Source organism: Mesorhizobium sp. YR577 (assembly GCF_900116595.1).
In the GTDB taxonomy this organism is placed as follows: Bacteria; Pseudomonadota; Alphaproteobacteria; order Rhizobiales; family Rhizobiaceae; genus Mesorhizobium_M.
The window spans coordinates 1-26,484 of sequence record NZ_FPBI01000011.1; the positions used below are offsets into that span (position 1 = coordinate 1).

The window sequence follows — 26,484 nt, forward strand, 5'->3', positions numbered from 1 at the left end:
GGCACTCTCCTCCAATCCGCAAAGCGGATTGGAGCAACCCCCACCCCTAACCCCTCCCCACAAGGGGGAGGGGAATTTCGCGGCCGCTATGCCGCGCAAAACCGTTAATCGACGATCCTCGCACAGACGCCACCGATCCCCCTCCCCCTTGTGGGGAGGGGTTAGGGGGTGGGGGTGCTTCAGACGCACACGCCTTGCCGTTTACGGCAAGGCAAACAGCGCCTGCCGCCCTCACTTCACCGGCGCGTTCTTGATCAGCTCCCTCGCCGCATAGCGCGCGGCACGCTGCCAGGCCTCGTCATTGTCGCCGCGAAAGGTCAGCAGGCGGTTGAACACGATCTGGCGGGTCGGCACGTCATAGACCTCGAAGCGCGTCCACAGCACCAGCGTGCTCATCTTCTCGACCGCGCCGACGGTGACGAAGCGCGCGCCGGCGCCCTTTGCGCGGTCCAGCATGTCGTCGAGCTGCAACTCCTTGCTGGTGCAACCCGCTTCCGGGCACTGCATCTGAGCCAGCAAGAACTTTCCGCTCTTCGACAATTCGTCGTGCATGATCTCATCGAACCGCTTCAGCCGCGCGTCGTGTTCTGCGTCCTGATTGCGAACCTCACCGGAAGAATCGACGAGATAGAAATCGCCAAGCGCCATCGAGAGCCGCTCTTCGCTGGCACGAGCATTCGAGACAATTGCGAAGAAAAGAACGAGCGCGCAAAGCAGCGGTACACTCGCGGCCAGAGCGAGGACGATCAGCCTTCGGCCATCCGCAGACGTTGCGCATCGCGCATTCGCTTTGATCTGACTGTTCATGCCGACCTCCCGGTCCGCCGGGCGATCCGCCCGCGCGACCAATCATCATGATCGGCAAAGCTTAGGGGCAGCCGCCGGCCAACTCAACCGACGCAGTCTTGTCAATTAGAAGGAGACTTTGCGATCAGCCGGCAGCGATCGATAGGCTTTCGACCTCGATGCCATATTCGGCCGCCGAGTCGACCAGCGTATGCCACAGGCTGTCGGCGAAGCTCGAAAACACCAGCACGCTGAACACCGGCGACCCGTCTGCGGCATCCGCCTCTCGCCACAGATTGACCGCCGTGTGATCGATGGAAGTCGCCGCCGCCGTTCCGACAGCAAACACACTATCATGCAGGTCGAGCGAATTTACCTTCGCCAGCATATCGCGCACCCGCGGACCCGATAGACGGATCAGGCAGCGCCCGTCGGACTGGTCGGAAAGCGAAGCGAAACCCTCGAAGACACCACGCAAGCCGTCGATAGGCTGGATCGTGCCGATACGCGGCGACAGCGCCATGAACTGGTCGGCACCGGACCACACCAGCACGCCCTTCTTGCCCGTCACCGCCTTCGGTCCGGTCGGTGCAACAACGCCGAAATAGGCTTTGGCTGCCTTGGCCGTTGCTGCCCATTGCCCGCGCCGCGCAAAGACCTGCACCAGATCGAAATCGCGTATTTCCGACAGGCGGATGCCTGCCTTGGCAATCGCCGCACCATGCTTGCCGGCAATAACGGCCTGCTGCAGCGGCGAGCGGGTGGTCCAGGTGAAATCAGCCACGCTGACGCCCTCCCTCGGGATCGTAGAAGACGGGATTGCAGATCTCGACGTCATAGTCTTCGCCGCGCAGCGGATCATGCGCGCGCACGATCTCGCCGATGCGCTCGCGCCCGCGCTCGACAAGGCCCAGGCCGATCCACTGGCCGAGCATTGGCGAATGGCAGACCGAGGTGACGTAGCCCTGGTCCGTATCCGGGCCGACCGCCGCGCCCTTCGGAATGATATGCGCACCGGAGCGCAGCCGCCTTGCCTTGTCGACCGGCTTCAGGCCGACAACGACCTGACGATCGGGTGCCGTCAGCGCCTCGCGCCCGGCCATGACGCGGCCGACAAAGTCCTTCTTCTTCGACATCATCTTGCCGAGGCCGAGATCGTCGGCCGTCGTCGTGCCGTTGAGTTCGGCACCGGCAATATGGCCCTTTTCGATGCGCATCACGCCAAGGGCCTCGGTGCCGTAGGGCACGACGCCGAAGGGCTCGCCGGCCTTCATCAGGTTACGCGCCATGGCATCGCCATAGCGGGCCGGCACCGAGATTTCGAAGGCCATTTCGCCCGAGAAGGAAATGCGGAACAGCCGCGCGAACATGCCGCCGCGCAGCCGCACCTCGCGCACGCCCATGAAGGGAAAGCCTTCGTTGGACAAATCTTCCGCCGGATCGACGATCTCGCGCAGCAGGTCGCGGGTCTTCGGCCCGGCAATGGAGAACTGCGCCCACTGGTCAGTGCAGGAGGTTAGCTGCACGTCGAGTTCGGGCCACAGACCCTGCCGGCAGAATTCGAGATACTGCATCACCGGCCCGGCCTTGGCCGTGGTGGTGGTGAGGAAATAATGGTCTTCGGCCAGCCGCGAGGTCGTGCCGTCGTCCATGACGATGCCATCCTCGCGCAGCATCAGCCCGTAGCGCGCCTTGCCGACGGCCAGCGAGGCGAAAGCGTTGATGTAGACGCGGTCGAGGAAGGCGCCGGCATCCTTGCCCATCACGTCGATCTTGCCGAGCGTGGAGACATCGCAGAAGCCGACGCCGTTGCGGACAGTCAGCACCTCGCGGTTGACCGAGGTCAGCCAGTCGTTCTCGCCGGCAATCGGATACCACTGCGCGCGCTTCCACAGGCCGGTGTCGACGAACACGGCACCGCGCTCGGCCGCCCAGTGATGCGACGGCGTCAGCCTGACCGAATGGAAATTCTCGTCGCGGTGATGGCCGGCAAAGGCACCGATCGCCACCGGCACATGCGGCGGGCGATAGATGGTCGTGCCGGTCTGCGGGATCGAGCGCCGCGTCAGCTCCGACATGATCGCCAGGCCGGTGACATTCGAGTTCTTGCCCTGGTCGGTCGCCATGCCGAGTGTCGTGTAGCGCTTCAGGTGCTCGACGGATTCGAAGCCCTCGCGCTGCGCCAGCGCGATGTCGGATGCGGTCACGTCATGCTGGAAGTCGACAAAGCCCTTGTGCTTCCCCTCGACATGCCAGAGCGGCGAGATGGAAATGGCTTCGTCGGCAGCGGCCGGCGCGCTGCCGCCCTTGCCACCAAAGCCGCAATCGGATGCAGCAGCGAACCCCGCTTCATGACCGGTGCGCAGGCAGGCGTTCAGCGAAAACTCGCCATTGGCAGCACCTGCCGAAAGCATCCCCGCCGGGGCACCCTCCGGCACGAAGGCTGCGATATCCTCACGCCATTTCGGCCGGCCGCGATGATGCGAGGACAGGCCGACGGACGGGTTCCAGCCGCCCGACATGGCAAGCACATCGGCGGCGATCTGCGCGTGACCGCCATTGGCCAGCGCGACCTCGACGCCGCTGATGCCCGTCTTGCCACCCTTAACATCGACGACGACGCCGTTGTGCACGGCAAAGCCGCCGCTTTGCGCCAGCGCGCGATGATGCTGCGGCACATCCTTGCGGGAATCGATGACGGCGGCGATTTCGATGCCGGCGCGATGCGCGGTCTCGACCGTTCTCCAGCCATCGTCATTGTTGGTGAACAGCGCCAGCCGCTTGCCAGGTGCGGCAGCAAAGCGCTCGACATAGGTGCGCACCGCCGAAGCCATCATCACGCCCGGCCGGTCGTTGCCGGAAAAGACGATCGGCCGCTCGATCGCGCCCGCCGCCACCACGCAGCGCTTGGCGACGATGCGCCAGAGACGCTGGCGCGGCTGGTGCGCCGGCGGAATCGGCAAATGGTCGTTGACGCGCTCCAGCGCGCCATAGGTGCCACCGTCATAAACGCCGAACACAGCGGTCCGCGTCATGATGCGGACGTTGGGCAAGGCTTCCAGTTCAGCCAGCGCCCCGGCAAGCCACTCGCCCGCCGGCATGCCGTCGATCTCGCCGCCGTCGCTGTTCAGCCGCCCCCCGGCCAGGCGGTCTTCCTCGGCGAGGATCACGCGCGCGCCGGTGCGGCCGGCCGCAAGGGCGGCGGCCAATCCGGCAGGACCAGAGCCGACGACCAGCACATCGCAATGCGCCCAGGCCTTCTCATAGTGGTCCGGGTCAGCAATCCCGCTCGGCCGTCCGAGGCCGGCGGCGCGGCGGATGGCCGGCTCGTAGAGCTTTTCCCAGAACTTCGCCGGCCACATGAAGGTCTTGTAGTAGAAGCCGGCGACGAAGATCGGCGACAGCAGCGAATTAACCGCCATCACGTCGAAGCCGAGCGAAGGCCAGCGATTCTGGCTCAGCGCGTCGAGCCCGTCATAAAGCTCGGCGGTGGTCGCCTTGGTGTTGGCTTCGCGGCGCGCGCCGCTGCGCAGCTCCACCAGTGCATTCGGCTCTTCCGGACCGGCGGTCAGGATGCCGCGCGGGCGGTGATATTTGAACGAGCGGCCAACCAGCGTTACACCATTGGCGACCAGCGCCGAGGCCAGCGTGTCGCCGGCATAGCCGGTCATCGCCTTGCCGTCGAAGGTGAAGGACAGCGGCGCGTTGCGGTTGATCAGCCCGCCCCTCGCGAGGCGATTGGTTTGTGCGGAAGCCATTACTTCGCCCCCGCCTTGGCCGCACCCACACCGGGTGCGGCGCGCACCGACTTGATCTCGTGGGTCAGCGTGTTGCGCTCGATGACCAGCCAGGAGCGGCAGCCGCCGCCGTGATACCAGTATTCGCTCATCTCGCCGGCAACATTGTCGCGCAGATAGACATAGTCGTAGAAGGCCTCCGCCTCGCCGGGCGCACCCGCGCCACCGTCGATGGCGGCCATCGCCGGGCGCTTCGGCTTGGCATCACCGAGATAGGTGAACTCACCGTTCTCGCGTTCGCCGCAAAATGGGCATGCAATGCGCATTCCTGATCCGCCTTCAGTGCAAGTTCGGTTGGGCGCCAACGCCCTTTTCGTCGATCATCGCGCCGCGCTGGAAGCGGTCGAGCCGGAAGCGCTTTGCTTCCTCATGCGGCGTGTCGGTGGCGATCAGATGCGCGAAGACGAGGCCCGAGCCCGGCGTCGCCTTGAAGCCGCCATAGCACCAGCCGGCATTGAGATAGAGGCCGTCGATGGGCGTCTTGTCGATGATCGGCGTGCCGTCCATCGACATGTCCATGATGCCGCCCCACTGGCGCAGCAGGCGCACGCGGCCGATCATCGGCATCAGCGCCATGCCGCCTTCGCAGACGTCTTCCATCACCGGCATGTTGCCGCGCTGGGCATAGGAATTGTAGCCGTCGATGTCGCCGCCGAAGACCAGGCCGCCCTTGTCGGACTGGCTGACATAGAAATGGCCGGCGCCGAAGGTGAGGACGCCCGGAATGAGGGGCTTGATCGCTTCCGAGACGAAGGCTTGCAGCACGTGGCTTTCGATCGGCAGGCGCATGCCGGCCATGGCCGCGACGCGCGATGAATTGCCCGCCACCGCCATGCCGACCTTACCGACGCCGATCGCGCCGCGCGAGGTCTCGACACCGGTGACCTTGCCGTTCTGGTCGCGGGTGAAGCCTGTCACTTCGCAGTTCTGGATAATGTCGACGCCAAGCCGGTCGCCTGCATGGGCATAGCCCCACACCACGGCGTCATGGCGCGCCGTGCCGGCGCGGCGCTGCAGCAGTCCGCCCTGGATGGGGAAACGCGCATTGTCGAAATTCAGGAACGGCATCATCTTGCGAACCTGCGCCTGATCGAGCAGTTCCGCATCGATGCCGTTGATGCGCATGACATTGCCGCGCCGCGCATAGGCGTCGCGCTGCGCGTCGGAGTGGTAGAGATTGACGATGCCGCGCTGGCTCATCATCGTGTTGTAGTTGAGGTCCTGCTCCATCCGCTCCCAGAGCTTCATCGAAAGCTCGTAGAAGCCGGTATTGCCCGGCAGCATGTAGTTGGAGCGCACGATGGTGGTGTTGCGGCCGGCATTGCCCGAGCCGATCCAGCCCTTTTCCAGCACCGCGACATTGCGGATGCCGTATTTGTGGGCGAGGAAATAGGCGGTCGCCAGCCCATGCCCGCCACCGCCGATGATCACCACGTCATAGTGGCTCTTCGGCTGGGCATCGCGCCAGGTGCGGGGCCAGTTCTTGTGACCTGAAAGGGCTGCCCGCGCGAGAGAGAAGATCGAATATTTCATCAAGGGTTTCCGCCGCGCAGGCCTGCTATTTCCGTATTACACGTCGAGAGTGTTTTCGCGTTCCCACTGGGTGAAGTGGGAAGCGTAGGCATTCCATTCCTGATGCTTGAGCTTCAGGAATGCACTGGAGAATTCCTCGCCCATCGCCGACTTCAGCCCGCTGTCCTTGTCATATTCGCGCAGGGCATCGAGCAGGTTCAGCGGCAGCTTCGGGCCGTTGGTGACGGTGTGACCGTCCTTGTACATGTCGATGTCGCTGCGCTCGCCCGGATCGGCCTTGGTGCGGATGCCATCAAGACCGGCAGCGATGATGACAGCCTGCATCAGATACGGATTGGCAGCACCGTCGGGCAGACGCAGTTCGAAGCGGCCGGGGCCTGGCACGCGCACCATGTGAGTGCGGTTGTTGCCGGTCCAGGTCACCGTGTTGGGTGCCCAGGTCGCGCCCGAAACCGTGCGCGGCGCGTTGATGCGCTTGTAGGAATTGACCGTCGGATTGGTGATCGCGGCCAAGGCTGAGGCGTGCTTCATGATGCCGCCGAGGAAGTGCCGACCCTTGGCCGACAGGCCCAGCTCGGCATTCTTGTCGGCGAAGGCGTTGCTCTTGCCGTCGAGGTCCCACACCGAGATATGGGCATGGCAGCCATTGCCGGTCAGGCCCTGGAACGGCTTGGGCATGAAGGTGGCGCGCAGGCCGTGCTTTTCGGCGATCGACTTGGTCATGAACTTGAAGAAGGAATGCTTGTCGGCGGTGTTGAGCACATCGTCGAAGGCCCAGTTCATCTCGAACTGGCCATTCGCATCCTCATGGTCGTTCTGGTAGGGCTGCCAGCCGAGTTCCAGCATGGCATCGCAGATCTCGGCAATGACGTCGTAGCGCCGCATCACCGCCTGCTGGTCGTAGCAGGATTTCGTCGCCGTATCGTATTCGTCGGAAATCTTCTCGCCACCCGGCGTCGTCAGGAAGAATTCGGGTTCCACGCCGGTCTTGACGCGCATGCCCTCTTCGGCGGCTTCAGCCACCAGCCGCTTCAGCGTGTTGCGCGGCGCCTGGGCAACGCTCTTGCCTTCCATGACGCAGTCGGAGGCGAGCCACGCCACGTCCCGCTTCCACGGCAGCTGGATGACCGAAGACGGGTCCGGCACCGCCAGCATGTCGGGATGCGCCGGCGTAAGGTCGAGCCAGGTCGCGAAGCCGGCAAAGCCAGCACCTTCCTTCTGCATGTCCGAGATCGCCTGTGCCGGAACCAGCTTGGCGCGTTGGCCGCCAAACAGGTCCGTATAGGAGATCATGAAATATTTGACGTTATTCGCCTTTGCGAATTCTGCGAGATCGTTTGCCACAGCAGTTCCCCGTTTGCTTTCGAATGCCGTTCCCATGGCATGTTCCTCTCTCTTCTTATTTTTTTGATCAGAAACCGTTCTTTCCCGGTATCCAATTGGTTCCCGCCAGCGGCACCTGGGCCATGGCGGCGGCTTCGATAGTCAGTGCGCAGAGGTCCTCCGGCTCGAGATTGTGGAGATGATTCTTGCCGCAGGCACGCGCGATGGTCTGTGCCTCAAGCGTCATCACTTTCAGATAATTCGCCAATCGCCGTCCTGCAGCGACAGGATCGACGCGTTTCATCAGCTCCGGGTCCTGCGTGGTAATGCCTGCCGGGTCTTTTCCTTCGTGCCAGTCGTCATACGCACCCGCCGTGGTGCCGAGCTTCTGGTACTCGGCCTCCCAGCGCGGATCGTTGTCGCCGAGCGCGACAAGGGCCGCGGTACCGATCGACACAGCGTCAGCGCCCAGAGCGAGCGCCTTGGCAACGTCAGCGCCGTTGCGAATGCCACCCGAAACGATGAGCTGAACCTTGCGGTGCATGCCAAGATCCTGCAGCGCCTGGACGGCGGGCCGGATGCAGGCAAGCGTCGGCTGGCCGACATTCTCGATGAACACTTCCTGCGTAGCGGCAGTGCCGCCCTGCATGCCGTCGAGCACCACGACATCCGCACCCGATTTCACGGCAAGGGCCGTATCGTAGTAGGGACGCGCGCCGCCGACCTTCACATAGATCGGCTTTTCCCAGTCGGTGATCTCGCGGATTTCGAGGATCTTGATCTCGAGATCGTCCGGGCCGGTCCAGTCGGGGTGACGGCAGGCCGAGCGCTGGTCGATGCCCTTGGGCAGCGTGCGCATTTCGGCGACGCGGTCGGAAATCTTCTGGCCAAGCAGCATGCCGCCGCCGCCGGGCTTTGCGCCCTGCCCGACCACGATCTCGATCGCGTCGGCGCGACGCAGGTCGCGCGGGTTCATGCCGTAGCGCGACGGCAGATACTGATAGACCAGCGTCTGCGAATGGCCGCGCTCTTCCTCGGTCATGCCGCCGTCGCCGGTGGTCGTCGAGGTGCCGGAGAGCGAAGCGCCACGGCCAAGCGCTTCCTTGGCCGGACCCGACAGCGAACCGAAACTCATGCCGGCGATTGTGATCGGGATTTTCAGCTCAATCGGCTTCTTGGCATGGCGCGCACCCAGCACGACGCTGGTATCGCACTTTTCGCGGTAGCCTTCGAGCGGATAGCGCGAGATCGACGCGCCGAGGAACAGCAGATCGTCGAAATGCGGAAGCTTGCGCTTCGCGCCGGCGCCGCGAATGTCATAGATGCCGGTGGCGGCAGCGCGGCGGATTTCCGACAGCGTATATTCGTCGAATGTCGCGGAGTATCGGGGCTTCGTCGGCGGGTTCTGATAGGTCATTCTGATCTTGCCTCAATACGCGTCGGCATTGTCGATGTTGAAATTGTAGAGCGTGCGGGCCGAGCCATAGCGCGTGAACTCCTCCGGCTTGACGTCCTTGACGCCGGCGCGCTCGAGCAGGTCCTTCAGCTTGGCGATATGCTCCGGCCGCATCTCCTTCTTGATGCAGTCGGCACCCAGGCTCTTGACGTTGCCGCGCACGAAAAGCTTCGCCTCGTAGATGGAGTCGCCCAGCGCATCGCCTGCATCGCCCAGCACCACGAGATGGCCAGACTGCGCCATGAAGGCGGACATGTGGCCGATATTGCCATGGACGACGATGTCGATGCCCTTCATCGAAATGCCGCAGCGCGACGAGGCATTGCCCTCGATCACCAGCAGGCCGCCCTTGCCGGTAGCACCGGCATACTGGCTGGCGTCACCCTTCACGATGATCGAGCCCGACATCATGTTCTCGCCGACGCCGGGGCCAGCCGAGCCATGCACCGTGATGGTGGCTTCGCTGTTCATGCCGCCGCAATAGTAGCCGACGCTGCCGCGCACATCGACGTTGATCGGCGCGTCGACGCCCGCCGCGACCGCGTGGCTGCCCTTCGGGTTCAGCACTTCCCAGGCGGTCTCGTTGGAGCCGTTCTGGACGTTGTGAAGCGCCTGGTTGAGTTCACGCAGCGTTGACTTTGCAAGGTCGAAGACCTGCATGCCGGAGCTCCTTTCCGCTACATTGACGACATCGTGTTTCACGGTTTCAGTGCTCCCAGAAATAAACGGTGGAGGGTTCCGGCTCCCAGACCTTGGCGCCGTCGATGCCGGGCAGCTTGGCCAGTGCGCGATATTCGGAACCGAAGGCGACATACTGGTCGGTTTCGGCCAGAACAGCCGGCTTGCAGGCGATCGGATCGCGCACCACGCCGAAGCCGTTCTTGGTGCCGACGACGAAGGTGAAGAAACCGTCGAGATCGCTGAGGCTGGATTCCAGCGCCTGGCCCAGATCCTGCCCGTTGGAAATCTTGTGCGACAGGTAGGCGGCTGCGACTTCGGTGTCGTTTTCGGTCTCGAACGTCATGCCCTCGCGCTTCAGTTCGCGGCGAACATTGTTGTGGTTGGAAAGCGAACCGTTGTGCACGAGGCACTGGTCCGGCCCGGTTGAGAACGGATGCGCGCCCATGGTGGTGACAGCCGACTCGGTCGCCATGCGGGTGTGGCCGATGCCATGCGTGCCGCTCATCTTCGAGACCTCGAAGCGCTCGGCGACCTTCTCGGGCAGGCCGACTTCCTTGTAGATTTCGATCGTGTCGCCCATGCCCATCACGCGCGCATCCGGGCGCAGTTCGGCAATGGCGTCGCGCGCCGCTTCGAGCTTGTCGCGCGGCACGTCGAGAACGGCGTGGGTGGATTTCACCAGCATCGTCACCGAAGCGCCGATCTTCTTGCCGAGATCGGCTTCCAGCCCGGCGAAATCGCGCGCCGGCTGCTGCGACTGGATCGTCAGCTTGCCGTGATCTTTTTGCGATGCCCCATAGATTGCGATGCCGGCACTGTCGGGTCCGCGGTCGGTCAACAGAACCAGCATTTCCGACAGCATGGCGCCCAGCTGAGGCTCCAGCGATTTATCCTTAAGAAACAGTCCAACAATGCCACACATGGGCCTGAACCTCCTTGCGAGTTTTCTGACTTCAATGGCTAGCAGTTTTGAAAATTGAGTTCAACCCATATGAATGTTTTTTTCATGTGAGAAAAGAAAGGGCGCAACTTGAAACAGCCCGGCGCCGTCCCCGGCGTGCCCTCTGTATGTCGTGGCATCACGCCGCTGGCGGCGTGATTTCCTGCCTTCGCGCAAAGCGCCATTTCTCGTGCTGGATCCGCGCGATCTTATAGGCATCGAGCACGCAGAAACCATAGATCAGAATGGCTCCGGAATGGCGCGCGAAAAACGAGGCATCTGGTAGCAGCCTGATACCAACCCAGCCGAATACCGCCATGAAGAACAGGAACATCAGCGCGCGTTGTGCATAGCCGAGCAGAAGATGCCCGGAACCCGGCAGCAGGATTGCCGCCACGAGGATCGCCAGCGGCTTGAACGGCTCTTTCGCGTCGGCAACCATCGTCACGCTGCCACCTCCATCGGTTGCCGCAGATTGTAGACCACCGCCACCATCCGGGTAAGCACCGCTTCGATAAGGTCAGGATTGATGACTATGTCGCCAAAGTCCGCCTGCCGGAACACGCCATATTGCGCGCGGTTCGCCTCCGCGATCTGGATCACGATGCGCACGCCCTTGGGCGAGACCAGGAATTCCTTCATGCGCGGATTGGCAAACAGCGGCAAAGCCGGCGCGACCGCGCCTGGCTGCGGCATGTCGTGCGGATTGTCGCTGCGCAGAAGGCCATCGTCCGGCCATCCAACGGGGGAATTCACGATATGTGGCAGGTGGTCGAAGTTCGAAAAGCTCGTCGGCCCGGCAGGCCGCATCATGAAATCGAATGTGCCGCCAACGCCCGTTGCAATCGGTATCGTCACCTGAAGCCACAGGCTCGGCAGCTTGCGCACCGCAAGCGTGTCCACCACCGGGCGAAGCTGCACCGGCAAGCCACGGAACTGCCCTTCCAAGATGGGATGGTCTGGTGCCTGAAGTTCACGCACGACCGGGTTCTCAAGCAGTTCCTTCACCGTGCTGAACAAGAGCCCTTGCCGCTCAGCGGTCGTCTCGCGGCTGCGCTGGAACATGCGGATGAGATGCCACGCCACCAGAGCGAACAGCAGGATGCCGAGTGCGGTTTTCACCATGATCGCTCCGCTTGCCTTAAGATGTTTCGGCGGTCCGCACCTGTCGCGCGGGCCGCCGGTTTCAGGTCGTCAGTAGCCGACGGGCTTCGGCCACGGCATGGTGAACTGGTCGCCGCGACGCACGTATTTGTAGCGGTAGAAGTGGAACCAGATCGACACGACGATGTAGAACAGCGTCATGGCGATGAGCTGCGAACCGTAGCCGAGGAACACCGCGAAATAGGTGATGACGCAGATCGACAGAAGCGCGATCGCCGGCATCGGGTGGAACGGATGCGTATAGCCTCTGCGGATCGAGCCCAGCGGCCACTTCCTGCGGAACATCATGATGTTGATCGACATGAAGGTGTAACCGAGCAGCCCCGACAGGATCGAGAAGGTGATCGCCTGGTTCAAGTCGGCAATGAAGGCGAAGGCCAGCGCGATCGGCAGCAGGAACAGGATCGACCGGTAGGGCGTGCGGTATTTCGGGTGCACTGCCGAGAACCATGTCGGCAGGTAGCGGTCACGGCCGAGCGAGAACCAGGCGCGCGCCGCATCGTTGATGCAGCCATTCGCCGAAGCGACAGCCGCCAGCACAGTACCCCAGAACAGCAGCGTCTCGAGGAAACCGGAGCCCGTTGCCCTCGCCGCGTCGAACAGCGGGAAGAAGGTGAAGCCGAGATACTCCCACGGCAGCAGCGAAGCGCAGACATACCATGTCATCGCCGCGCCGATCAGCAGCGTGATCATGCCGGCCATCGTGCCATAGGGCAGCGACCGCGCCGGCGAGCGCACTTCTTCGGCGGCCTGCGTCGTGCCCTCAATGCCGAGATAGAACCAGATGCCGAAATGGAAAGCAGCGAGCACGCCGATCCAGCCATAGGGCAGCGCGTTTTCCGGTGTGATGAGTTCGCCGAGCTTCAGCACTGTGCCCTGGCTCCACGGCTGGACCGAGAAGAACAGGACGATAATGGCAACGTAAGCGATCGCGGTGATGACGAAGTTGACGTTGAGCGTCATCAACACGCCGCGATAGTTGAGCCAGGCAAGCAGGACGATTGTGAGAACGACGAAGGCGTGCCGTTCCAGCCCTTCCGTTCCTGCCACGGTGACGATCAGGTCGCCGACCAGAATGGAATCGGACACTTCCAGCATCGTGTAGGCAAAGACGAGATAGAGAGCGACGTTGAAGGCCATGAGCGGGCCGACAATGTGCTTGGCCTGCGCATACTGGCCGCCGGCGGCGGCGACCGTGGACGTCACTTCGGAATCGATCATTGCGACCGAGGTGTAGAGCAGCCCGATGAACCAGCAGACGATCAGCGCGGCCAGCGAGCCGCCCTTGTCGACGGCGAAGTTCCAGCCGGTATATTCGCCGACCAGCACGATGCCGACGCCCAGAGCCCATACATGGGCCGGGCCGAGAACGCGCAGCAGCGAAACCCGCTGGCCGGGTACCACCGTCGACGGTGAAGTTGTAATTGCAGCGTCAGTCATCGAACGCCCTCAGAGCTTGTGTTTTTCGGTGGCTGCCTCGATCTCGCCTTCACGCGAGGAGGTCAGCACGTCTTCCGAATAGGTCGTGTCGGTCTTGAACCAGTCGAAGAGCATCCAGGCGGCGAGAACCGCCGAAAGCGCCCAGGCGACATAGGAAAGTGTGAACCACATCGTTTCGCTCCTATTTCTTGTCGCCGAACTTTTCGTCGATCACTTCGCGGTATTCCTTGTCGGAGGCGCGGAAGAGAAAGATGAAATAGCCGACGACCACGACGACCATGACGAGCAGCGTGGTGATGTCCCAGGTGTAGTGGAACTTGTTCTGGATGATGTCGTGAGCGGTCGCCGGGTTGTAGCCGAGCTTCTCCCAGAAGCCGACCATCGTCGGGTTCTGGCCGAGGCTTTCCCAGGTCGGGTTCTCGATCTTGTCGATGGCCTTGGAGACGCCGGCAAGACCGAGCTTCAGCGGCAGCCACAGCGCCACGAAAATGGCGACGACGATGAAGACGATGTCGAAAACCTGCATCGCCTTGGGTTGTTCCGGTGGTATGTATTTCGGCATTATTGTCCTCCCAAAACCTGCCGGTGCGTCAGAGATTCTTCTCCCGCTTCGCCGCGTCCAGATGCTGGATATCCAGCCCGTAGATGAAGTGCTTGTCTTCGGCGTAGTGCTTGACCATCGCCCGGATCGCGGCGGTGTTGAAAATCAGCACCGCGGCAGCCGCGACGACGACTGCCACCCTGATCCCGCTATTGGGAATGTAGGGCCAGGTCATGAACAGGACGAAGAGCAGGGTTATCCAGAGAAGTACTACGAGAAGCCACGCACCGCGCACGTCAGAGCGGTACATGGCCTCAATCCGCTGATTGAGGTCCGACATTTCTCTCCCTTTCGACAGCGCTTTCATTGGCCTGGCTAAGCGCCGCTTTCCCCGTAGGAATTATACTGCCAGGCAACATTTTTGTTTGCGAAGAAAATACCCGCAGAAACTCGATGTCAAGGCGTATTTACGCGGCGTAAACCGTAACGCACCGGAATGTCGTCAGGTGGCGCGACGCGAATTCAGCTCCGTTTTCTGCCAAAAGCCCACGATCGAGGGCTTGGCGGCGGCAATCCCTGATTTTGCCTGATAATGAAATTTTTTGCACTACAGTGTTGCGTGTCTGGAATTTTGAGGCACTATGGCCGGCAATCAAAGTTGCAGCATTTCGCGCGGGGGCGAAATCAAGCAAAGTGCAAATGGGAGATGTATCAGATGACTGCTTCGTGGAGATTCTCGACACTTGCGGATCGCCATCGCGCCCTCGGCTCCAAGCTCGAAGACTGGAGCGGCATGGGCACCGCCTGGACCTATGACAAGGACGCCGACGAGGAATATGTCGCGATCCGCACCAAGGCCGGGCTAATGGATGTCTCGGGCCTGAAGAAGGTCCACGTCAACGGCCCCCACGCCTCCCACCTGCTCGATCTTGCCACCACGCGCGATGTCGAGAAGGTCTATCCAGGCAAGTCGGTCTATGCCTGCATGCTCAACGAGGCCGGAAAATTCACCGACGACTGCATCCTCTACCGCATGGGTCCGAACTCATGGATGGTCGTGCACGGCTCGGGCACCGGCCACGAGGAATTGCAGCGCGCCGCCATGGGTCGCGACGTGTCGCTGCGCTTCGACGACAATCTTCACGATCTGTCGCTGCAGGGGCCGCTTGCCGTCGACTTTCTCGCCAAGCATGTGCCGGGCATTCGCGACCTGAACTACTTCCATCACATGCAGACGCGCCTGTTCGGCTTCCCCGTGATGATTTCGCGCACCGGCTATACCGGCGAGCGCGGCTATGAAATCTTCTGCCGCGGCCAGGATGCCGGCACGATCTGGGACACGATCCTCGCGGAAGGCAAGGACATGGGCATCATCCCCTGCCGCTTCACCACGCTCGACATGCTGCGCGTCGAGAGCTACCTGCTGTTCTACCCCTACGATAATTCACAGAAATACCCGTTCGAGAACGAAGGCCCCGGCGATACGCTGTGGGAACTCGGCCTCGATTTCACCGTCAGCCCCGGCAAAACCGGCTTCCGCGGGGCCGAGGAGCACTACCGCTTGAAGGGCAAGGAGCGCTTCAAGATTTATGGCGTGCTGCTGGAAGGCAAGGAGCCGGCGGACGAAGGCGCGCCGATCTTCAAGGACGGCAAGCAGGTCGGCGTCGTTACCTGCGCCATGTATTCGCCGCTGGTCAAGAAATCGATGGGCATCGCCCGCATGCCGGTCGACTGCGCCGTGGCCGGTACGCCGCTTGAAATCCACAACGCCAGCGGCAAGATCAAGGCAACAGCACAACCGCTGCCCTTCGACGATCCCAAGAAGCTGAAGCGCACCGCAAAGGGTTGAGCCGGCATGACGGCAAAGACCATATTGAGCCGACCCGTCTACGGCACGCTCTCGCCGCAACAGGGAAAGCATCATCTCTTCATCGCCGACGCCGAGGGCGCGGCGGCGATCCTCGACATGACGAAGACCGCGCCCGCCGGCTTCTTCACCAACGCGCACGTCATGTTCGTTCCCGGCAATACCGGCGCGAAATATATCGAGCCGTTGAAGCAGCTCCACCCGGCGCAATTCTATGAAGGCCCCTCGATCGCCAGCGCCCTGCCGCGCCTGCGCCAGACGCTGGCAACCGCACATATGGGCCTGCGCGTCTATCTCTCCGGCACCGAAGGGCTGATCGGCCAGGCCATGCAGGTTGCCCTTGAAGCCGGCATCGACCACACGTCGATCCAGACCGAGCAGCGCGGCTCGCTGGCGCGGCGGGTGCAATGCGTCCACTGCAAGGGCATCACCGAGAACGTGACGACCCAGCCGGCGACCTGTTCGCATTGTGGCCTGCTTCTTCTGGTACGCGATCATTACTCGCGCCGCATCGCCGCCTTCCAGGGCGTGTGCATCAATGCGGAGGACCCGACCGAGAACCCTCCAAAAGAGGGGATTTTCCGTTGAGCGCCGGAACAAGCAAGATCGACGTCACCGTCACCGATGTCGTCCCCGTCAACGAACTGGTCAAGCGCTTCCATTTCCGGCGCACCGACGGCGCCATCCTGCCGACCTTTTCGGGCGGCGCGCATGTCGTGGTGGAAATGCGCGACGACGACCGCACCCGCCTCAACCCCTATTCGCTGATGAGTTCGCCGCTCGACACCACCGACTACACGATCAGCGTGCGGCGCGACGATGTTGGGCGCGGCGGCTCGCTATTCATGCACAAGCGGGTAAAGCCCGGCCAGCGCATGGTCATCAGCAACCCGGTCAACCTGTTCTCGCTCGACCTAAGGGCCAAGAAGCACCTGATGATCGCCGGCGGCATCGGCATCACGCCCTTCATGGCGCAGACCTCGCAGCTTGCCGGCGAAGGCGGCAATTTCGAGCTGCACTACACCTGCCGCACGCAAGCGCTTGGCACCTATGCCGACGTGCTGCAGGCACGCTACGGCAGGCGCATCCATCTCTATCATGACGACCGCAACGAGAAGCTGCCGTTGGAAAAACTCCTGTCGTCGCAGCCCCTCGGCACGCATCTCTATATCTGCGGCCCCGCCGGCATGATCGACTGGGTGCGCCGGACAGCAGCCGAGGCCGGCTGGCCGGGCGAGACGGTGCACTACGAGCATTTCGCAGCACCCCAACCGGGCAAGCCATTCGATGTGAAGCTGGCCGTCAGCGGCAAGCAGATCCGCGTCGGTGAACAGCAGAGCCTGCTCGAAGCCATCGAGGCAGCGGGCGTCGATCCGCCCTATCTCTGCCGCGGCGGCGTCTGCGGCCAGTGCGAAACCAATGTCGTCTCCTATGACGGCAAGTTCCTGCACAACGACCACTGGCTGTCGGAAGAAGAACACCGCTCCGGCTGCAAGATCATGCCATGCGTTTCACGTTTCGAAGGAAAATCCCTCGTTCTCGAACGCTAGCTAAAAGGGGAAAGACCATGGGAATCAATTTCAGGAAGGAAACGTTTCGCGACGATTTCACCTTCAGGAACAGTCCCGAGCATATCAGGCGGTTTCCGTTTCCCTTCCATGAAGATGCCTACATGTATGCGGTCAACATCGAGCCGCATGTGCCAGGGCCGAAAGGCAGCGTGCTGGAGCACGGCATCGACGTCGACGAGCACTACGTCTCTGAGATGCACGACCGGGCGCTGGTGCTGGCCGAAGACCCACTGCGCTGCCAGTCGCTGCCGCATATGACGCTGGCCGGTTGGGACCTGCTCGAACTCTTGATGACCTCAAAGGCCGAGAGCTATCCCGAGCATTTCACGCTGACCCGCGACGGCGACAAATGGCACTGGATCAACCGGCCGCTCGGCATCGACGACCATTTCACCTTCGGCGACGTCTCGACCCTGCCCTACGGGCCGATGGAATACATCACCCGTCAGAGCCAGGGCGATTTCTGTATCCTCGACCAGCGCGACGGCAATCTCTGGATGGATGCCGGCATCGTCACCACCCAGGCCGACTGGTCGCTCGATTTCGACATCGGCATGAACTTCTTCGAGTGGCACGCCCCGGTGCCGCTGGCGCATGAGAAGGGCATTTTTACACGCGCGCTGAAATTCCTGACCAACATCCAGCAGGGCGCGCCGGCGCGCCGCCTGAACTGGACGATGACCATCAATCCGCGCCTCGACACAAGCCCTGAGAATTATCACAAATGGGGCACCGACCGGGCGACGGTGACGCCGGAGAATGTCGGCCAGAAGGTCCATCTGCGCGTCGAGCTGCAAAGCTTCTGGCGCCTGCCGCGCTCCAATGCGCTGGTCTTCCCGATCCGCTGCTACCTGATCAAGATGGACGAGCTGGTGACCTCGCCGAAATGGGCGCGCCGCTTCCACCGCGTGCTCCGCGACCTGCCGACCGAACTTGCCGACTACAAGGGCCTGTCGCGCTACCGTCCGACGGTCATCGAATGGCTGTCGAAATATGACGACGGCGCACCGACCTCGCCGGGCTTCGGGCCGGACTGATCAATCCCCGCCGCTACCCTGCGGATAGGAGATGATCGAGAGATAGCGCATCGGCAGCTTGGTCAGTTCTTCGGGCCCATGCGGCGCATCGGCGTCGAAGAACAGGCTGTCGCCCGGCATCATCCGGTAGAGATTGTCGCCGTGGCGGTACACCACCTCGCCCTCCAGCATATAGAGGAACTCCATACCGTCATGCTGGAAGGTCGGAAACACGTCCGAATCCTCACTGAGCGTGATCAGATAGGGCTCGACCACGACACCGCTGGTGTTCGAGCCGACATGGCCGAGCAGCGTATACTGATGCCCGGCGCGCGTGCCGCGGCGTTCGACATCGACGCCCTCGCCTGCCTTGACGAAGACCGCGTTGCGCTCTTCCTCGAAGCGGCGCAGGAACGCCGTCACCGGCACGCCGAGCGCCCGCGACAGGGATTGCAGCGTCGTCAGCGATGGCGAGGTGTTGCCGTTCTCGATCTTGGACAGCATGCCGAGCGAGATATTGGTCGCAGCCGCAAGGTCGGCAACCGTGATGCCGAGCTTCTTGCGAAAGGCACGTACCTCGCGGCCGATCGCAACTTCCAGCACGTTTTCGCGCGTGTCGCGCACCGCATGCGGGTTCTGCTTCAATGCTGTGTTGTGAAGGTCGCCTTCGACCACCTTCAACGGCCGTACCGAAACGCCCGCAGCTGGTTTCCCGGCCTGTGTCGTTGCCTGTGAAGCCTTCTTTGCCAAGCCCGCCTCTCCTTGCGCTGAGATTTCACTCGCAGTGAATATTTTTATTCTCAGTACGCGTTTGTGGCAAGGGATGCAAGCTGCTTCAGGGCGTCAACAGCCAACCGGAAGCGCTGGTGGCGTTACATAGGCAAAAGCTTCTCATACTCCTTTTCAAGCTCCATGTAGGTCGACCAGAAACCACGCGGCTTTCGCCCTGCCAGCTGATCCTCGAGGATACCGAGATGGGTGTGCCAGCCGCTGGCGACGCTGGTCATTTCCGGGCGATCGGCAAGCCGGCGATGAGTCAGCACCATGAGGACGTCGTCTCCCTGCGGCGACAATTCGAAGGTCACTTCCGACTTGTCCCCGCCGCTGCTCGGCCAGGTGAAACTCAGCAAATGCGGCGGGTCGCATGCCGTCACCTCGCCGACATTCCTGAACTCCTTGCCGTTTTCCCCGAAACGCTCCGGTGTCGCCTCATGCGAAAGCTCGGAATGCCTGAAGCGAAGTTCGACCACCCCGCCGACATGATCCGCCATCGGCCCCGCCGCCAGCCAGACGCGGCGCTTTTCCGGCTCGGTCAGATAGGCCCATAGCCGGTCGATCGGCCCAGGAAACACGCGCTCCAGCCGAACCGTATTGGGTGCTGTGACAACACCGAATTCACGCATTGACCTTCTCCTCGCTCCGGCAATCTGACCAGATCACATTAAACCATACAGTTCAATATGGCAGTCGCAAACGCATTGTCAACCATTCGGTTTAATATAACCGGCAGTGCCTTTGCCAACGCGCATAGGGCTGTAATCCAAATGACACTCGGATCACACGCTTTAACATTTGTTAATTTTTGGGTTTGCTGACGGATTCCGCTGGGTTAGATTAGACCCGAATCAGCCGGCCCGCGGGGGGCCTGGCGAACCACTCAAAGTCAGAGTTCCGGAGTGTTTTCCGGCACAAGACGCGGCAGGTTTCGCGTGGTCCCGCAAGGATTCGGCCGATGGCACCACACCGTGCCAGGTGCGAGTTTTCGTAACAGGTGAAAGCGTTTTCAGGCTCAGTCGCTGGCGTCGCCAGGGGTCCGGGCATTTATATGGATTCCGGCCATTTTGGACACATGACAAGTCTAGCCGAGCAGCATCAGGATACCGGGGTAGCCGCCGTCAAATTGACATCGCGCGGTGACCTGACCGGTTTTCTCATGCAGCTCACGGCCACCATCGGCGCCGACAGCTACATGCTGGTCGCCATCCTGCACGACCAGGACAAGAGCGATGCGCGCATACTCGCCTCCAACTGGATCTACGACGCGATCGAACTCGCCGGGCATCAGCTGATCGCAAATCTCGCAACGAGCGCGCTTGCCGTTGCTCCCGGCATCAGGCCGCGCGGCATCGTCAGCGCTCACGCCCCTGCACTGGACGGCATGCTGAGCGGCGAGGACGCCAAGCTCCTTCACGTGCTCGGCCACTGCGAAATCTATGCGCTGAAACTCAATGTCGGCCGCCAGCGCCTGTTCATCCTCTTTTCCGCGGCCGTTCCCGGCCAGATCGACATCGGCGCGCTGATGAGGGCGCAGGTCGAGTGCTGCTATGCGCTCTCGCAGGCACCGGCACTGGTCGCGGCAGCCTCCATGCAGGATCCCCTGTCGGACCGCGAGCGCGAATGTCTGTTCTGGGTATCGGAAGGCAAGACCACGGACGAGGTGGCCGTGATCCTTGGCGTCTCGTCCAACACGGTCAACAGCTACATCACCCATGCGATCCGGAAGTTCTCGGCCAGCAACCGCGCCATGGCGGTGGCAACCGCAATCAGGAGCGGCATCATTTGACACAGGCAGCGGCGGCAAAAGCAGCGGACGTGTTGCTCGGTATCAGAAGAAACCCCTTCGGCGCCAACGTGCCGGGCTCGGAGACGCATCCGGCCGTCACCATTCCCGACGCCGTGCGGCGTTGCCGCTGGATCGCCGTCGATATCAACGCCACCGGCTTTGGGCTGTTTCTCGTCAGCCCGTCCATGGAGCGGGCGCGCCTGGTTCCATGCTTCGATTCCGACTATCCGCGCGTATCGCTGCACACGAAATTCGTCTCCGGCAGCAATGGCGAGGATCTGGTGCAGCATACGCGCGTCTCCAGCCTGCCATGCTGGTGGAGCAGCGATGCACGCTCGACATCGGCAAGGACCCTGGAGTCGCTCGACTGGGCCGGGAAAATTTCACCCCTGGTGCCGGACAGTTCCGGCATAGCCTTCCCCGTTTATGCCGAGCGCGGCCAATGCGGGCTGGTGATCTTCTACGGCGCCGATATCAGCCTGCCGCCGGAGCAGCTCCACGAAATCCACGCCCGCTGCTTTGCGCTCTTCAGTGCCGTCGCGGTGATGCGGCCCGGTGACAGCGGCAAGGTGCCGTCGATCTCGAAACGCGAACTGGAATGCCTCAAGCTGACGGCCAACGGCTTCACCAGCGAAGACATCGCCAAGCTACTGAAATTGTCGGTGCACACCGCCAACCAGTATCTCACCAACACCACGCAGAAGCTGAACGCCGTCAACCGCATGCACGCGGTGGCAAAGGCGCTGCGGATGGGATTGATCGAATGAGCAATTCCAGGAAAAGTGTGTAGCGGTTTTCCGTCCGGAATTGCATAAAAGCCGCCTTAGCTTTCCTCGGCGACAAGCCGCGTCACCGTCTTGCGGATCCGCGACTGTTCGAGCGACGCCTCCAGAAACGCGGTGTTCTTTTCGGGGTCTTCATCGGCCATGTCGAAGGCGACGTAATTGACTTCCACCGACGCATGAAGCGCCGTCAGTGTCAGGGCGAAATAGACGGTGGCGCCGGCCGGGCGCAATTCGAGGTCGAGCACGATGCGCGGATTTTCCGACCAGCCGACATGCGCTTCGCCGCCATGGCCGAGACGAAGCGTACCCGGCATGAAGAAAAGCTCGGCGGCTGAATCGACGATGTCTGAAATGCAGCCGAACTGTTCCAGCCTTATGAAGGCGATGTAATCCGCCACATCGACAAGGCGCAATTCGCTCACCACCTCCTGAATGGAGTTGGCGACGATGATCTCACGCGTCGATGCATGCGGCTGCTTGATCATGAGATCCCTTTGCGCGGCACCTTGTTGCCGTAAACGATGCGAACCAGTTCGGCGACGGCTTGGTAGAATTTAGCCGGTATCACACTATCCACCGAAACTTGCTTGTACATGGAGCGGGCCAGAGCCACGTCCTCGAAGATCGGAATGCCGTGTTCCTCGGCGATCTCGCGGATTTTCAGCGCCACCAGATCCTGCCCCTTGGCAAGAACCATCGGGGCCGCGTCCTCGTCGCGGACATATCTCAGCGCGATCGAATAATGGGTCGGGTTGGCGATGATCAGCGTGGCACGCGGCACCGCGTCCATCATGCGCCGCCGTGCCCGGTCGCGGCCGAGCGAGCGCAGGCGCGACTTGACGATCGGATCGCCTTCCGACTGCTTCATCTCGTCCTTGACCTCCTGCCTGGTCATGCGCAGGTCCTGGCGCCAGTGGAAGCGCGACCACACAAGGTCGACCGCCGCGATCAGCCCCATGACGAAGACGATCGAGACGATGATGTCGATGCCGATGGAACGCATGGTCAGGGCATACGCGGCGGGCTGGGTGATCATGCCGGAAAGCAGCAGGCGAATATCGCCGCTGAGCGTAAAGACCAGCACCAGCGTCACGAAACCCAGCTTGCCGAGCGATTTCAGGAACTCGACGAAGCCCTGTATGCCGAACAGGCGGGTCCAACCCTTGCTCAGCGATATGCGCTCGGCTTGCGGGCGTATGCGCTCGCCCACGAATTGCGGCATGTTCTGCAACACCGAAGCACCGACGCCGGCAACCACCAGAAGCACCATCAGGATGCCGAGAATCTTGGCAATCTCGATGAACACCACCTGATAAAGCTCGATCACATCCGGCGCCGTAGAAAGCGGCCAGGCTTCCGGTTTCTCCAGGAAGATCGACAGGAACATGCCGAGTTGGCTGATGCTGTCCTGCGCGAAGAACACGGCAAAGATCAGTATGGCGACGAACGAGGCCAGAAGTCCGGTTTCCTTCGAAACGGGCAGCTTGCCCTTTTCGACGGTGTCACGGATCTTCTTCTCTGTGGCTTCTTCTGTTTTGCTTTCTTTGTCGGCGCCCTCGGACAAGGTGTCCTCTCAGTGCCGGGTTCAGGCAGCGTGCTGCGTCGACGGAAGCTCGAAGGCGCCCTCGAGCGACATGCGGATGGCGGTGGACGCGACGCTGCGGCGTGCCTTCGTCACTTCGGCTGCCGAAATGCCGTCGACTTCCTGGCCAAGCTCGGCCTCGATCATGCGGCGCGCGCGCGCGCCGATAGAGGACAGCACCGCTTCCGTGATCTCGGGCGATGCGCCGCGCAGGCACAGCGTCACCAGTTCCGTGGACAGGCCGTCGAACAGCACCACGCGCGACTTCTGCGCCAGAAGCGGGATATCGTCGAAGGAGAACAGCCGCGCGCGGATGCCGTCGAGATCGCTCACGCCGGTCTCTTCCAGACCCTGCATGACTTCGTCGAGCTGCGACTTGTCCATCTCGTTAAGCAGGCTGGCGACGCGGGTCTGACCGACCGATATATCCTTTTTCGCCCCTTCCGAGAGCACGCGGGTGCGCAACTGGTTCTCGACGATGCGGGTCGCGGCCTCGGGCACGGTCGTCATCGACATCATCCGCCGGATGATGTCGCCACGCTGCGGCTTCTCCAGCGCAAGCAGCACATTGGCCGCGACCGAAGGCGCCAGCTTGGACAGGATGACCGCCGAAGTCTGTGGGTGTTCGCTGGCGAGGAATTTCCCGAGCCGCTCCGGTTCGACCTTTTCCAGGTCCGGCCAGACCGGCGGCGGGCCTTGCGGACCGGCCACCTTCTTGCCGTTGCCCATGATCGCGTCCATCTCCTCGGCCGAGAGGGACTCGTTCATGATCGTGTCCATCTGGTCGCCGGAATCGAGCAGGCCCGCGCCCTCGGTGAATTCCGCCTCGAACTCCGCGACGATGCGCTCCAGGTCGCCTTGCGGGATGGTGCGCAAAAGCCGCGCGGCCTCGATCAGCGCCTTCAGTTCTTCCTGCTTGAAGAATTTCAAGAGCCGGCTCGCCGACGGCTTGCCCATCGCGACCAGAATGGCTGCGGCTTTCTGCGCGCGCGTCAGGTTCACAAGCGCCGTCGTCATGCGCCGAGCCTCCTGCAATTGGCGGGAGCGCGGAAATCCATCACGCGGGCTTCGCCGCAGTTATGATTTCGGTGAGCTTGATGCCGAAGCGCGACGGATCGCTTTCCAGCACGGTGATTTCGCCCCGCGCGATCTTGCGGCCATTGACGACAACGTCGACGGGCTCGCCGATACGACGATTGAGAGCGACGGTCGAACCCTTCTGCAAGGCCATCAGATCGGAGACAGGCATTTCGGTGCTGCCAAGCACGATCTGAACGTCGACGGGAATGTTCATGATCACGCCGGCATTCGACGCCTGCTGTTCAGCCTTGGCCTTGTCAGGCGAGCGCTTTTCCTCTTCCTGGAGAGCCCCGCGCAATTCCTCGATCGCCCGGTTGAGCTGTTCTTCCGGAATATCGACATCCGGCGCCGGGTTGGTCTGGTTCATAGCCTTCTCCAATTCAGGTTCTTCTCGAAACGATGCCGCCCGTCATCCCGGCAGCAGCGTATCGATGAAGTCCTGGCCGGCATCGAAAGGATGCCTGATTCGCACAGTGTAATTCTGCCCCAATTTGCCGAATTCACACACAAACAGTGTCTTGTTGCGCGCCGAAAGCCTTGCCTCCGACTGCGCGGTCTCTCCAAGCTCGATGACCTGCCCCGCCTGCAGCATGGCAATCTCGCCAAGCGTCATCTTGGCGAGCGGCATCGTCGCCTCCAGATTGACCTCCGAGCGCATGACTTCCTCGCTGAAACGGGTGCGCCATTCCGTCTCCGGCTCCGCACTCTGCTTCACGCCCGCGTCGCCGCGATGCTTGAGAAGCACGCGCTGCGGCATGGTCAGCGACACCTTGCCGACCGTGGCGCCCATCGAAACCGAAAAGACGACACGCACGGCGGGCCCGTCGCGGACGATGTGCTTCTTCAATTCCAGGCCGGTGATCGCGGCAGGCAGCGGCAGCCGGAACTCGAAGGCGCGCGGGCCGGAACCGTTGACCGCCTCGGCGATCTGCTGGAACACCATCGTCGCCACTTCCGTCTCCGTCGGCGACAATTCGCGGTTGATCGGCGAAACCGGCAGTTCGGGATCGCCGCCGAAAAGCGCGCTGACGATGATAGCAACGGCTGCCGCATCCATCGACAGGATCAGCGCATCGGGTGACGAGGTTGATGAAGCAACCGTCATCGCATGATGGCCGCTCGTCGGCCGCGCCTGCGCGAGCCGGGCCAGATCGACCGAGACGATGTCGAAACCGACCGGCACAGAAAGATTTTCGCCAAGACCCTGAATGATCGCCGGAAGAGCGCGCTCCGAAAGCGAGCGCGCCGCATCGAGGATGCGGTCGGGCTCACCCGTATCGCCGACAAGACGTTCGACGATGAACGCTCGCGTCTCCGCTGGACTGGCTACGCTGCTCATGGCCGGCATGATTCCCGTTCAGACGCGACCATCTATCAGGCAGCCTTCTTGGCGTCGGCGGCAGTGTTCATGGTGCTTTGTTCGACCGCATCGATCGACGGCCGGTCGTAGGACGAAATCGTCTTGCGGCCGAATTCGATAGCCACCTGAGGCAGCGAGCCGTTCATGTAGGCAAGCAGCGTCTGCTTCACGATGATGTAGAGGCGATTGTTCTTCTCGCGCACGATCTTGATCTTGGTGGCGACAGGCCCCACCACTGCATAGGAGAGGAAGATGCCGAGGAAGGTGCCGACAAGTGCCGCACCGATCAGCGCGCCGAGGATTTCAGGAGACTGGTCGAGCGCGCCCATCGCCTTCACCACGCCGAGCACCGCAGCCACGATGCCGAGCGCCGGCAGGCCGTCGGCCATCGCCGTCATCGCGTGATAGGGCTTGAGGCTGTCGGAACGGATCGTCTGGATCTCCTCGTCCATCAGCGCTTCGATCTCGTGCGAACGCGCATTGCCGATGATGATGAGGCGGCAGTAGTCGCAGATGAAATGCGTCAGGTCATGTTTCTTCAGGACGGTAGGGAAGGCCTGGAAGATCACCGATTCTTCCGGATTGTCGATATGAGCCTCGACCTCGCTGCGCGACTTGGTGCGCAGTTCGCGCATCAGGCTGTGCAGCACACCGAGCGTCTCGAGATAATCGCGCTCCTTCGGAACCGCCTGCTTGAAAGCCTCGACGCAGGCTTTTCCGGTATCCTTCACCGTCTTCATGGGATTGGCAACCAGGAAGCACCCGAGTGCCGCACCACCGATGATGACGAACTCCCATGGCTGCATAAGCACGTCGATGTGCCCGCCCATGGCCATGAAGCCGCCGAGCACACAGCCCAGAGTCACCGCAAAACCGATCAGAATGCCCACTGCCCGTCCTTCCGCAAGTCCTACAGCCTAATGCAATAGCGGCTGTGCCTTGTGTGAGGCTTGAATCGGGTTCGTATTTTTTCGCAACCGCAAAAAATCACAAGCTGTT

At 62.1% G+C, this 26,484-nt stretch carries 29 protein-coding genes; 6 read left to right on the forward strand and 23 right to left on the reverse strand.

From position 1 onward, the window contains the following. Positions 1–231 precede the first annotated feature (231 nt). From BM413_RS16920 to BM413_RS16990, 15 genes are all read right to left on the reverse strand, one after another. Complete coding sequence (locus tag BM413_RS16920; RefSeq protein WP_091915113.1) at positions 232–807, reverse strand: DUF2380 domain-containing protein; 576 nt, start codon at positions 805–807, stop codon at positions 232–234. A 124-nt stretch (positions 808–931) separates the two neighbouring features. Then, the gene (locus BM413_RS16925) at positions 932–1,570 is read right to left on the reverse strand and encodes a sarcosine oxidase subunit gamma (RefSeq protein ID WP_091915115.1); all 639 of its coding nucleotides are present in this window, start codon (positions 1,568–1,570) and stop codon (positions 932–934) included. Next, complete coding sequence (locus BM413_RS16930; protein WP_091915117.1) at positions 1,563–4,544, reverse strand: sarcosine oxidase subunit alpha; 2,982 nt, start codon at positions 4,542–4,544, stop codon at positions 1,563–1,565. The genes BM413_RS16925 and BM413_RS16930 overlap by 8 nt, the downstream gene beginning before the upstream one ends. Then, positions 4,544–4,849, reverse strand: a complete 306-nt coding sequence (locus tag BM413_RS16935) for a sarcosine oxidase subunit delta (protein WP_091915119.1) — start codon at positions 4,847–4,849, stop codon at positions 4,544–4,546. Before BM413_RS16935 ends, BM413_RS16930 begins: the two co-directional genes overlap by 1 nt. Before the next feature lie 13 nt (positions 4,850–4,862). Beyond that, positions 4,863–6,116 (reverse strand): sarcosine oxidase subunit beta family protein, encoded by a 1,254-nt coding sequence (locus BM413_RS16940; RefSeq protein WP_091915122.1) that lies wholly within the window; start codon positions 6,114–6,116, stop codon positions 4,863–4,865. A 36-nt stretch (positions 6,117–6,152) separates the two neighbouring features. Next, positions 6,153–7,460: a type III glutamate--ammonia ligase gene (gene glnT, locus BM413_RS16945; protein WP_091915525.1), complete on the reverse strand. Its 1,308-nt coding sequence runs from the start codon at positions 7,458–7,460 to the stop codon at positions 6,153–6,155. A gap of 67 nt (positions 7,461–7,527) precedes the next feature. After that, positions 7,528–8,856: an FMN-binding glutamate synthase family protein gene (locus BM413_RS16950; RefSeq protein WP_091915124.1), complete on the reverse strand. Its 1,329-nt coding sequence runs from the start codon at positions 8,854–8,856 to the stop codon at positions 7,528–7,530. Between the two features lie 12 nt (positions 8,857–8,868). Then, positions 8,869–9,555: a GltB/FmdC/FwdC-like GXGXG domain-containing protein gene (locus tag BM413_RS16955; RefSeq protein WP_091915126.1), complete on the reverse strand. Its 687-nt coding sequence runs from the start codon at positions 9,553–9,555 to the stop codon at positions 8,869–8,871. Positions 9,556–9,601: 46 nt separating this feature from the next. After that, positions 9,602–10,498 (reverse strand): class II glutamine amidotransferase, encoded by an 897-nt coding sequence (locus tag BM413_RS16960; protein ID WP_091915128.1) that lies wholly within the window; start codon positions 10,496–10,498, stop codon positions 9,602–9,604. Between the two features lie 157 nt (positions 10,499–10,655). Then, entirely contained in the window at positions 10,656–10,958 is a 303-nt protein-coding gene (locus BM413_RS16965) for a hypothetical protein (RefSeq protein ID WP_091915130.1), read from the reverse strand. 2 nt (positions 10,959–10,960) lie between these two features. Further along, entirely contained in the window at positions 10,961–11,641 is a 681-nt protein-coding gene (locus BM413_RS16970; protein ID WP_091915132.1) for a hypothetical protein, read from the reverse strand. Positions 11,642–11,710: 69 nt separating this feature from the next. Next, positions 11,711–13,120 (reverse strand): APC family permease, encoded by a 1,410-nt coding sequence (locus tag BM413_RS16975; RefSeq protein ID WP_091915134.1) that lies wholly within the window; start codon positions 13,118–13,120, stop codon positions 11,711–11,713. A gap of 9 nt (positions 13,121–13,129) precedes the next feature. Then, positions 13,130–13,291: a hypothetical protein gene (locus BM413_RS33145; RefSeq protein ID WP_091915136.1), complete on the reverse strand. Its 162-nt coding sequence runs from the start codon at positions 13,289–13,291 to the stop codon at positions 13,130–13,132. Positions 13,292–13,301: 10 nt separating this feature from the next. After that, positions 13,302–13,682, reverse strand: a complete 381-nt coding sequence (locus BM413_RS16985; protein WP_091915138.1) for a hypothetical protein — start codon at positions 13,680–13,682, stop codon at positions 13,302–13,304. A 28-nt stretch (positions 13,683–13,710) separates the two neighbouring features. Beyond that, entirely contained in the window at positions 13,711–14,028 is a 318-nt protein-coding gene (locus BM413_RS16990) for a hypothetical protein (protein WP_175544347.1), read from the reverse strand. Between the two features lie 348 nt (positions 14,029–14,376). Here BM413_RS16990 and BM413_RS16995 point away from each other — a divergent pair, with 348 nt between their 5' ends. From BM413_RS16995 to BM413_RS17010, 4 genes are read left to right on the forward strand one after another with little or no spacing between them, the layout of a single operon-like run. Next, positions 14,377–15,510, forward strand: coding sequence for an aminomethyl transferase family protein (locus BM413_RS16995; RefSeq protein WP_091915529.1), 1,134 nt, complete (start codon positions 14,377–14,379; stop codon positions 15,508–15,510). Positions 15,511–15,516: 6 nt separating this feature from the next. Continuing rightward, entirely contained in the window at positions 15,517–16,116 is a 600-nt protein-coding gene (locus BM413_RS17000; RefSeq protein WP_091915140.1) for a dimethylamine monooxygenase subunit DmmA family protein, read from the forward strand. Further along, on the forward strand, positions 16,113–17,078 hold the full coding sequence (locus tag BM413_RS17005) for a PDR/VanB family oxidoreductase (RefSeq protein ID WP_091915143.1): 966 nt from the start codon (positions 16,113–16,115) through the stop codon (positions 17,076–17,078). Before BM413_RS17000 ends, BM413_RS17005 begins: the two co-directional genes overlap by 4 nt. A gap of 17 nt (positions 17,079–17,095) precedes the next feature. After that, the gene (locus BM413_RS17010; protein WP_091915145.1) at positions 17,096–18,136 is read left to right on the forward strand and encodes a heme-dependent oxidative N-demethylase family protein; all 1,041 of its coding nucleotides are present in this window, start codon (positions 17,096–17,098) and stop codon (positions 18,134–18,136) included. Here the strand turns inward: BM413_RS17010 and BM413_RS17015 are convergent, their stop codons facing one another. Both BM413_RS17015 and BM413_RS17020 read right to left on the reverse strand, forming a co-directional pair. After that, positions 18,137–18,796: a helix-turn-helix domain-containing protein gene (locus tag BM413_RS17015; protein WP_244537910.1), complete on the reverse strand. Its 660-nt coding sequence runs from the start codon at positions 18,794–18,796 to the stop codon at positions 18,137–18,139. A gap of 191 nt (positions 18,797–18,987) precedes the next feature. Continuing rightward, a complete protein-coding gene (locus BM413_RS17020; RefSeq protein WP_091915149.1) occupies positions 18,988–19,518 on the reverse strand; it encodes an SRPBCC family protein in 531 nt (176 codons plus the stop codon). 446 nt (positions 19,519–19,964) lie between these two features. Here BM413_RS17020 and BM413_RS17025 point away from each other — a divergent pair, with 446 nt between their 5' ends. After that, positions 19,965–20,678, forward strand: a complete 714-nt coding sequence (locus BM413_RS17025; RefSeq protein ID WP_091915531.1) for a helix-turn-helix transcriptional regulator — start codon at positions 19,965–19,967, stop codon at positions 20,676–20,678. Continuing rightward, entirely contained in the window at positions 20,675–21,445 is a 771-nt protein-coding gene (locus tag BM413_RS17030; RefSeq protein WP_091915152.1) for a helix-turn-helix transcriptional regulator, read from the forward strand. Before BM413_RS17025 ends, BM413_RS17030 begins: the two co-directional genes overlap by 4 nt. 56 nt (positions 21,446–21,501) lie before the next feature. Here BM413_RS17030 and BM413_RS17035 read toward each other — a convergent pair whose 3' ends face one another. Genes BM413_RS17035 through motA form a run of 6 tightly spaced genes read right to left on the reverse strand, consistent with a single transcriptional unit; the run spans position 21,502 to position 26,375 of the window. Further along, positions 21,502–21,948, reverse strand: coding sequence for a hypothetical protein (locus BM413_RS17035; protein WP_091915153.1), 447 nt, complete (start codon positions 21,946–21,948; stop codon positions 21,502–21,504). Further along, positions 21,945–23,027 (reverse strand): flagellar biosynthesis protein FlhB, encoded by a 1,083-nt coding sequence (gene flhB, locus BM413_RS17040; protein ID WP_091915154.1) that lies wholly within the window; start codon positions 23,025–23,027, stop codon positions 21,945–21,947. Before flhB ends, BM413_RS17035 begins: the two co-directional genes overlap by 4 nt. Positions 23,028–23,048: 21 nt before the next feature. Then, positions 23,049–24,062 carry a flagellar motor switch protein FliG gene (locus BM413_RS17045; RefSeq protein WP_091915155.1) on the reverse strand — a complete coding sequence of 338 codons (1,014 nt, stop codon included), beginning with the start codon at positions 24,060–24,062 and terminating at the stop codon, positions 23,049–23,051. A gap of 40 nt (positions 24,063–24,102) precedes the next feature. Then, positions 24,103–24,492, reverse strand: a complete 390-nt coding sequence (gene fliN / locus BM413_RS17050; RefSeq protein ID WP_091915156.1) for a flagellar motor switch protein FliN — start codon at positions 24,490–24,492, stop codon at positions 24,103–24,105. Positions 24,493–24,534: 42 nt separating this feature from the next. Then, on the reverse strand, positions 24,535–25,464 hold the full coding sequence (locus tag BM413_RS17055; RefSeq protein ID WP_091915533.1) for a FliM/FliN family flagellar motor switch protein: 930 nt from the start codon (positions 25,462–25,464) through the stop codon (positions 24,535–24,537). A 35-nt stretch (positions 25,465–25,499) separates the two neighbouring features. Next, a complete protein-coding gene (motA, locus tag BM413_RS17060; RefSeq protein ID WP_091915157.1) occupies positions 25,500–26,375 on the reverse strand; it encodes a flagellar motor stator protein MotA in 876 nt (291 codons plus the stop codon). Between the last annotated feature and the right edge of the window lie 109 nt (positions 26,376–26,484).

What these genes read in the sequence shown, in the direction of transcription:
- BM413_RS17020 (WP_091915149.1), bottom strand. Translation starts at nt 19,518, where the DNA reads ATGCGTGAATTCGGTGTTGTCACAGCACCCAATACGGTTCGGCTGGAG.
- BM413_RS16960 (WP_091915128.1), bottom strand. Translation starts at nt 10,498, where the DNA reads ATGTGTGGCATTGTTGGACTGTTTCTTAAGGATAAATCGCTGGAGCCT.
- BM413_RS17055 (WP_091915533.1), bottom strand. Translation starts at nt 25,464, where the DNA reads ATGAGCAGCGTAGCCAGTCCAGCGGAGACGCGAGCGTTCATCGTCGAA.
- BM413_RS17000 (WP_091915140.1), top strand. Translation starts at nt 15,517, where the DNA reads ATGACGGCAAAGACCATATTGAGCCGACCCGTCTACGGCACGCTCTCG.
- fliN (WP_091915156.1), bottom strand. Translation starts at nt 24,492, where the DNA reads ATGAACCAGACCAACCCGGCGCCGGATGTCGATATTCCGGAAGAACAG.
- BM413_RS16985 (WP_091915138.1), bottom strand. Translation starts at nt 13,682, where the DNA reads ATGCCGAAATACATACCACCGGAACAACCCAAGGCGATGCAGGTTTTC.
- BM413_RS16990 (WP_175544347.1), bottom strand. Translation starts at nt 14,028, where the DNA reads ATGAAAGCGCTGTCGAAAGGGAGAGAAATGTCGGACCTCAATCAGCGG.
- BM413_RS16950 (WP_091915124.1), bottom strand. Translation starts at nt 8,856, where the DNA reads ATGACCTATCAGAACCCGCCGACGAAGCCCCGATACTCCGCGACATTC.
- BM413_RS16975 (WP_091915134.1), bottom strand. Translation starts at nt 13,120, where the DNA reads ATGACTGACGCTGCAATTACAACTTCACCGTCGACGGTGGTACCCGGC.
- BM413_RS16920 (WP_091915113.1), bottom strand. Translation starts at nt 807, where the DNA reads ATGAACAGTCAGATCAAAGCGAATGCGCGATGCGCAACGTCTGCGGAT.
- BM413_RS33145 (WP_091915136.1), bottom strand. Translation starts at nt 13,291, where the DNA reads ATGTGGTTCACACTTTCCTATGTCGCCTGGGCGCTTTCGGCGGTTCTC.
- BM413_RS16995 (WP_091915529.1), top strand. Translation starts at nt 14,377, where the DNA reads ATGACTGCTTCGTGGAGATTCTCGACACTTGCGGATCGCCATCGCGCC.
- BM413_RS17010 (WP_091915145.1), top strand. Translation starts at nt 17,096, where the DNA reads ATGGGAATCAATTTCAGGAAGGAAACGTTTCGCGACGATTTCACCTTC.
- BM413_RS17025 (WP_091915531.1), top strand. Translation starts at nt 19,965, where the DNA reads ATGACAAGTCTAGCCGAGCAGCATCAGGATACCGGGGTAGCCGCCGTC.
- BM413_RS16935 (WP_091915119.1), bottom strand. Translation starts at nt 4,849, where the DNA reads ATGCGCATTGCATGCCCATTTTGCGGCGAACGCGAGAACGGTGAGTTC.
- BM413_RS16955 (WP_091915126.1), bottom strand. Translation starts at nt 9,555, where the DNA reads ATGCAGGTCTTCGACCTTGCAAAGTCAACGCTGCGTGAACTCAACCAG.
- BM413_RS17035 (WP_091915153.1), bottom strand. Translation starts at nt 21,948, where the DNA reads ATGATCAAGCAGCCGCATGCATCGACGCGTGAGATCATCGTCGCCAAC.
- BM413_RS17045 (WP_091915155.1), bottom strand. Translation starts at nt 24,062, where the DNA reads ATGACGACGGCGCTTGTGAACCTGACGCGCGCGCAGAAAGCCGCAGCC.
- BM413_RS16930 (WP_091915117.1), bottom strand. Translation starts at nt 4,544, where the DNA reads ATGGCTTCCGCACAAACCAATCGCCTCGCGAGGGGCGGGCTGATCAAC.
- BM413_RS16965 (WP_091915130.1), bottom strand. Translation starts at nt 10,958, where the DNA reads ATGGTTGCCGACGCGAAAGAGCCGTTCAAGCCGCTGGCGATCCTCGTG.
- BM413_RS16940 (WP_091915122.1), bottom strand. Translation starts at nt 6,116, where the DNA reads ATGAAATATTCGATCTTCTCTCTCGCGCGGGCAGCCCTTTCAGGTCAC.
- BM413_RS16970 (WP_091915132.1), bottom strand. Translation starts at nt 11,641, where the DNA reads ATGGTGAAAACCGCACTCGGCATCCTGCTGTTCGCTCTGGTGGCGTGG.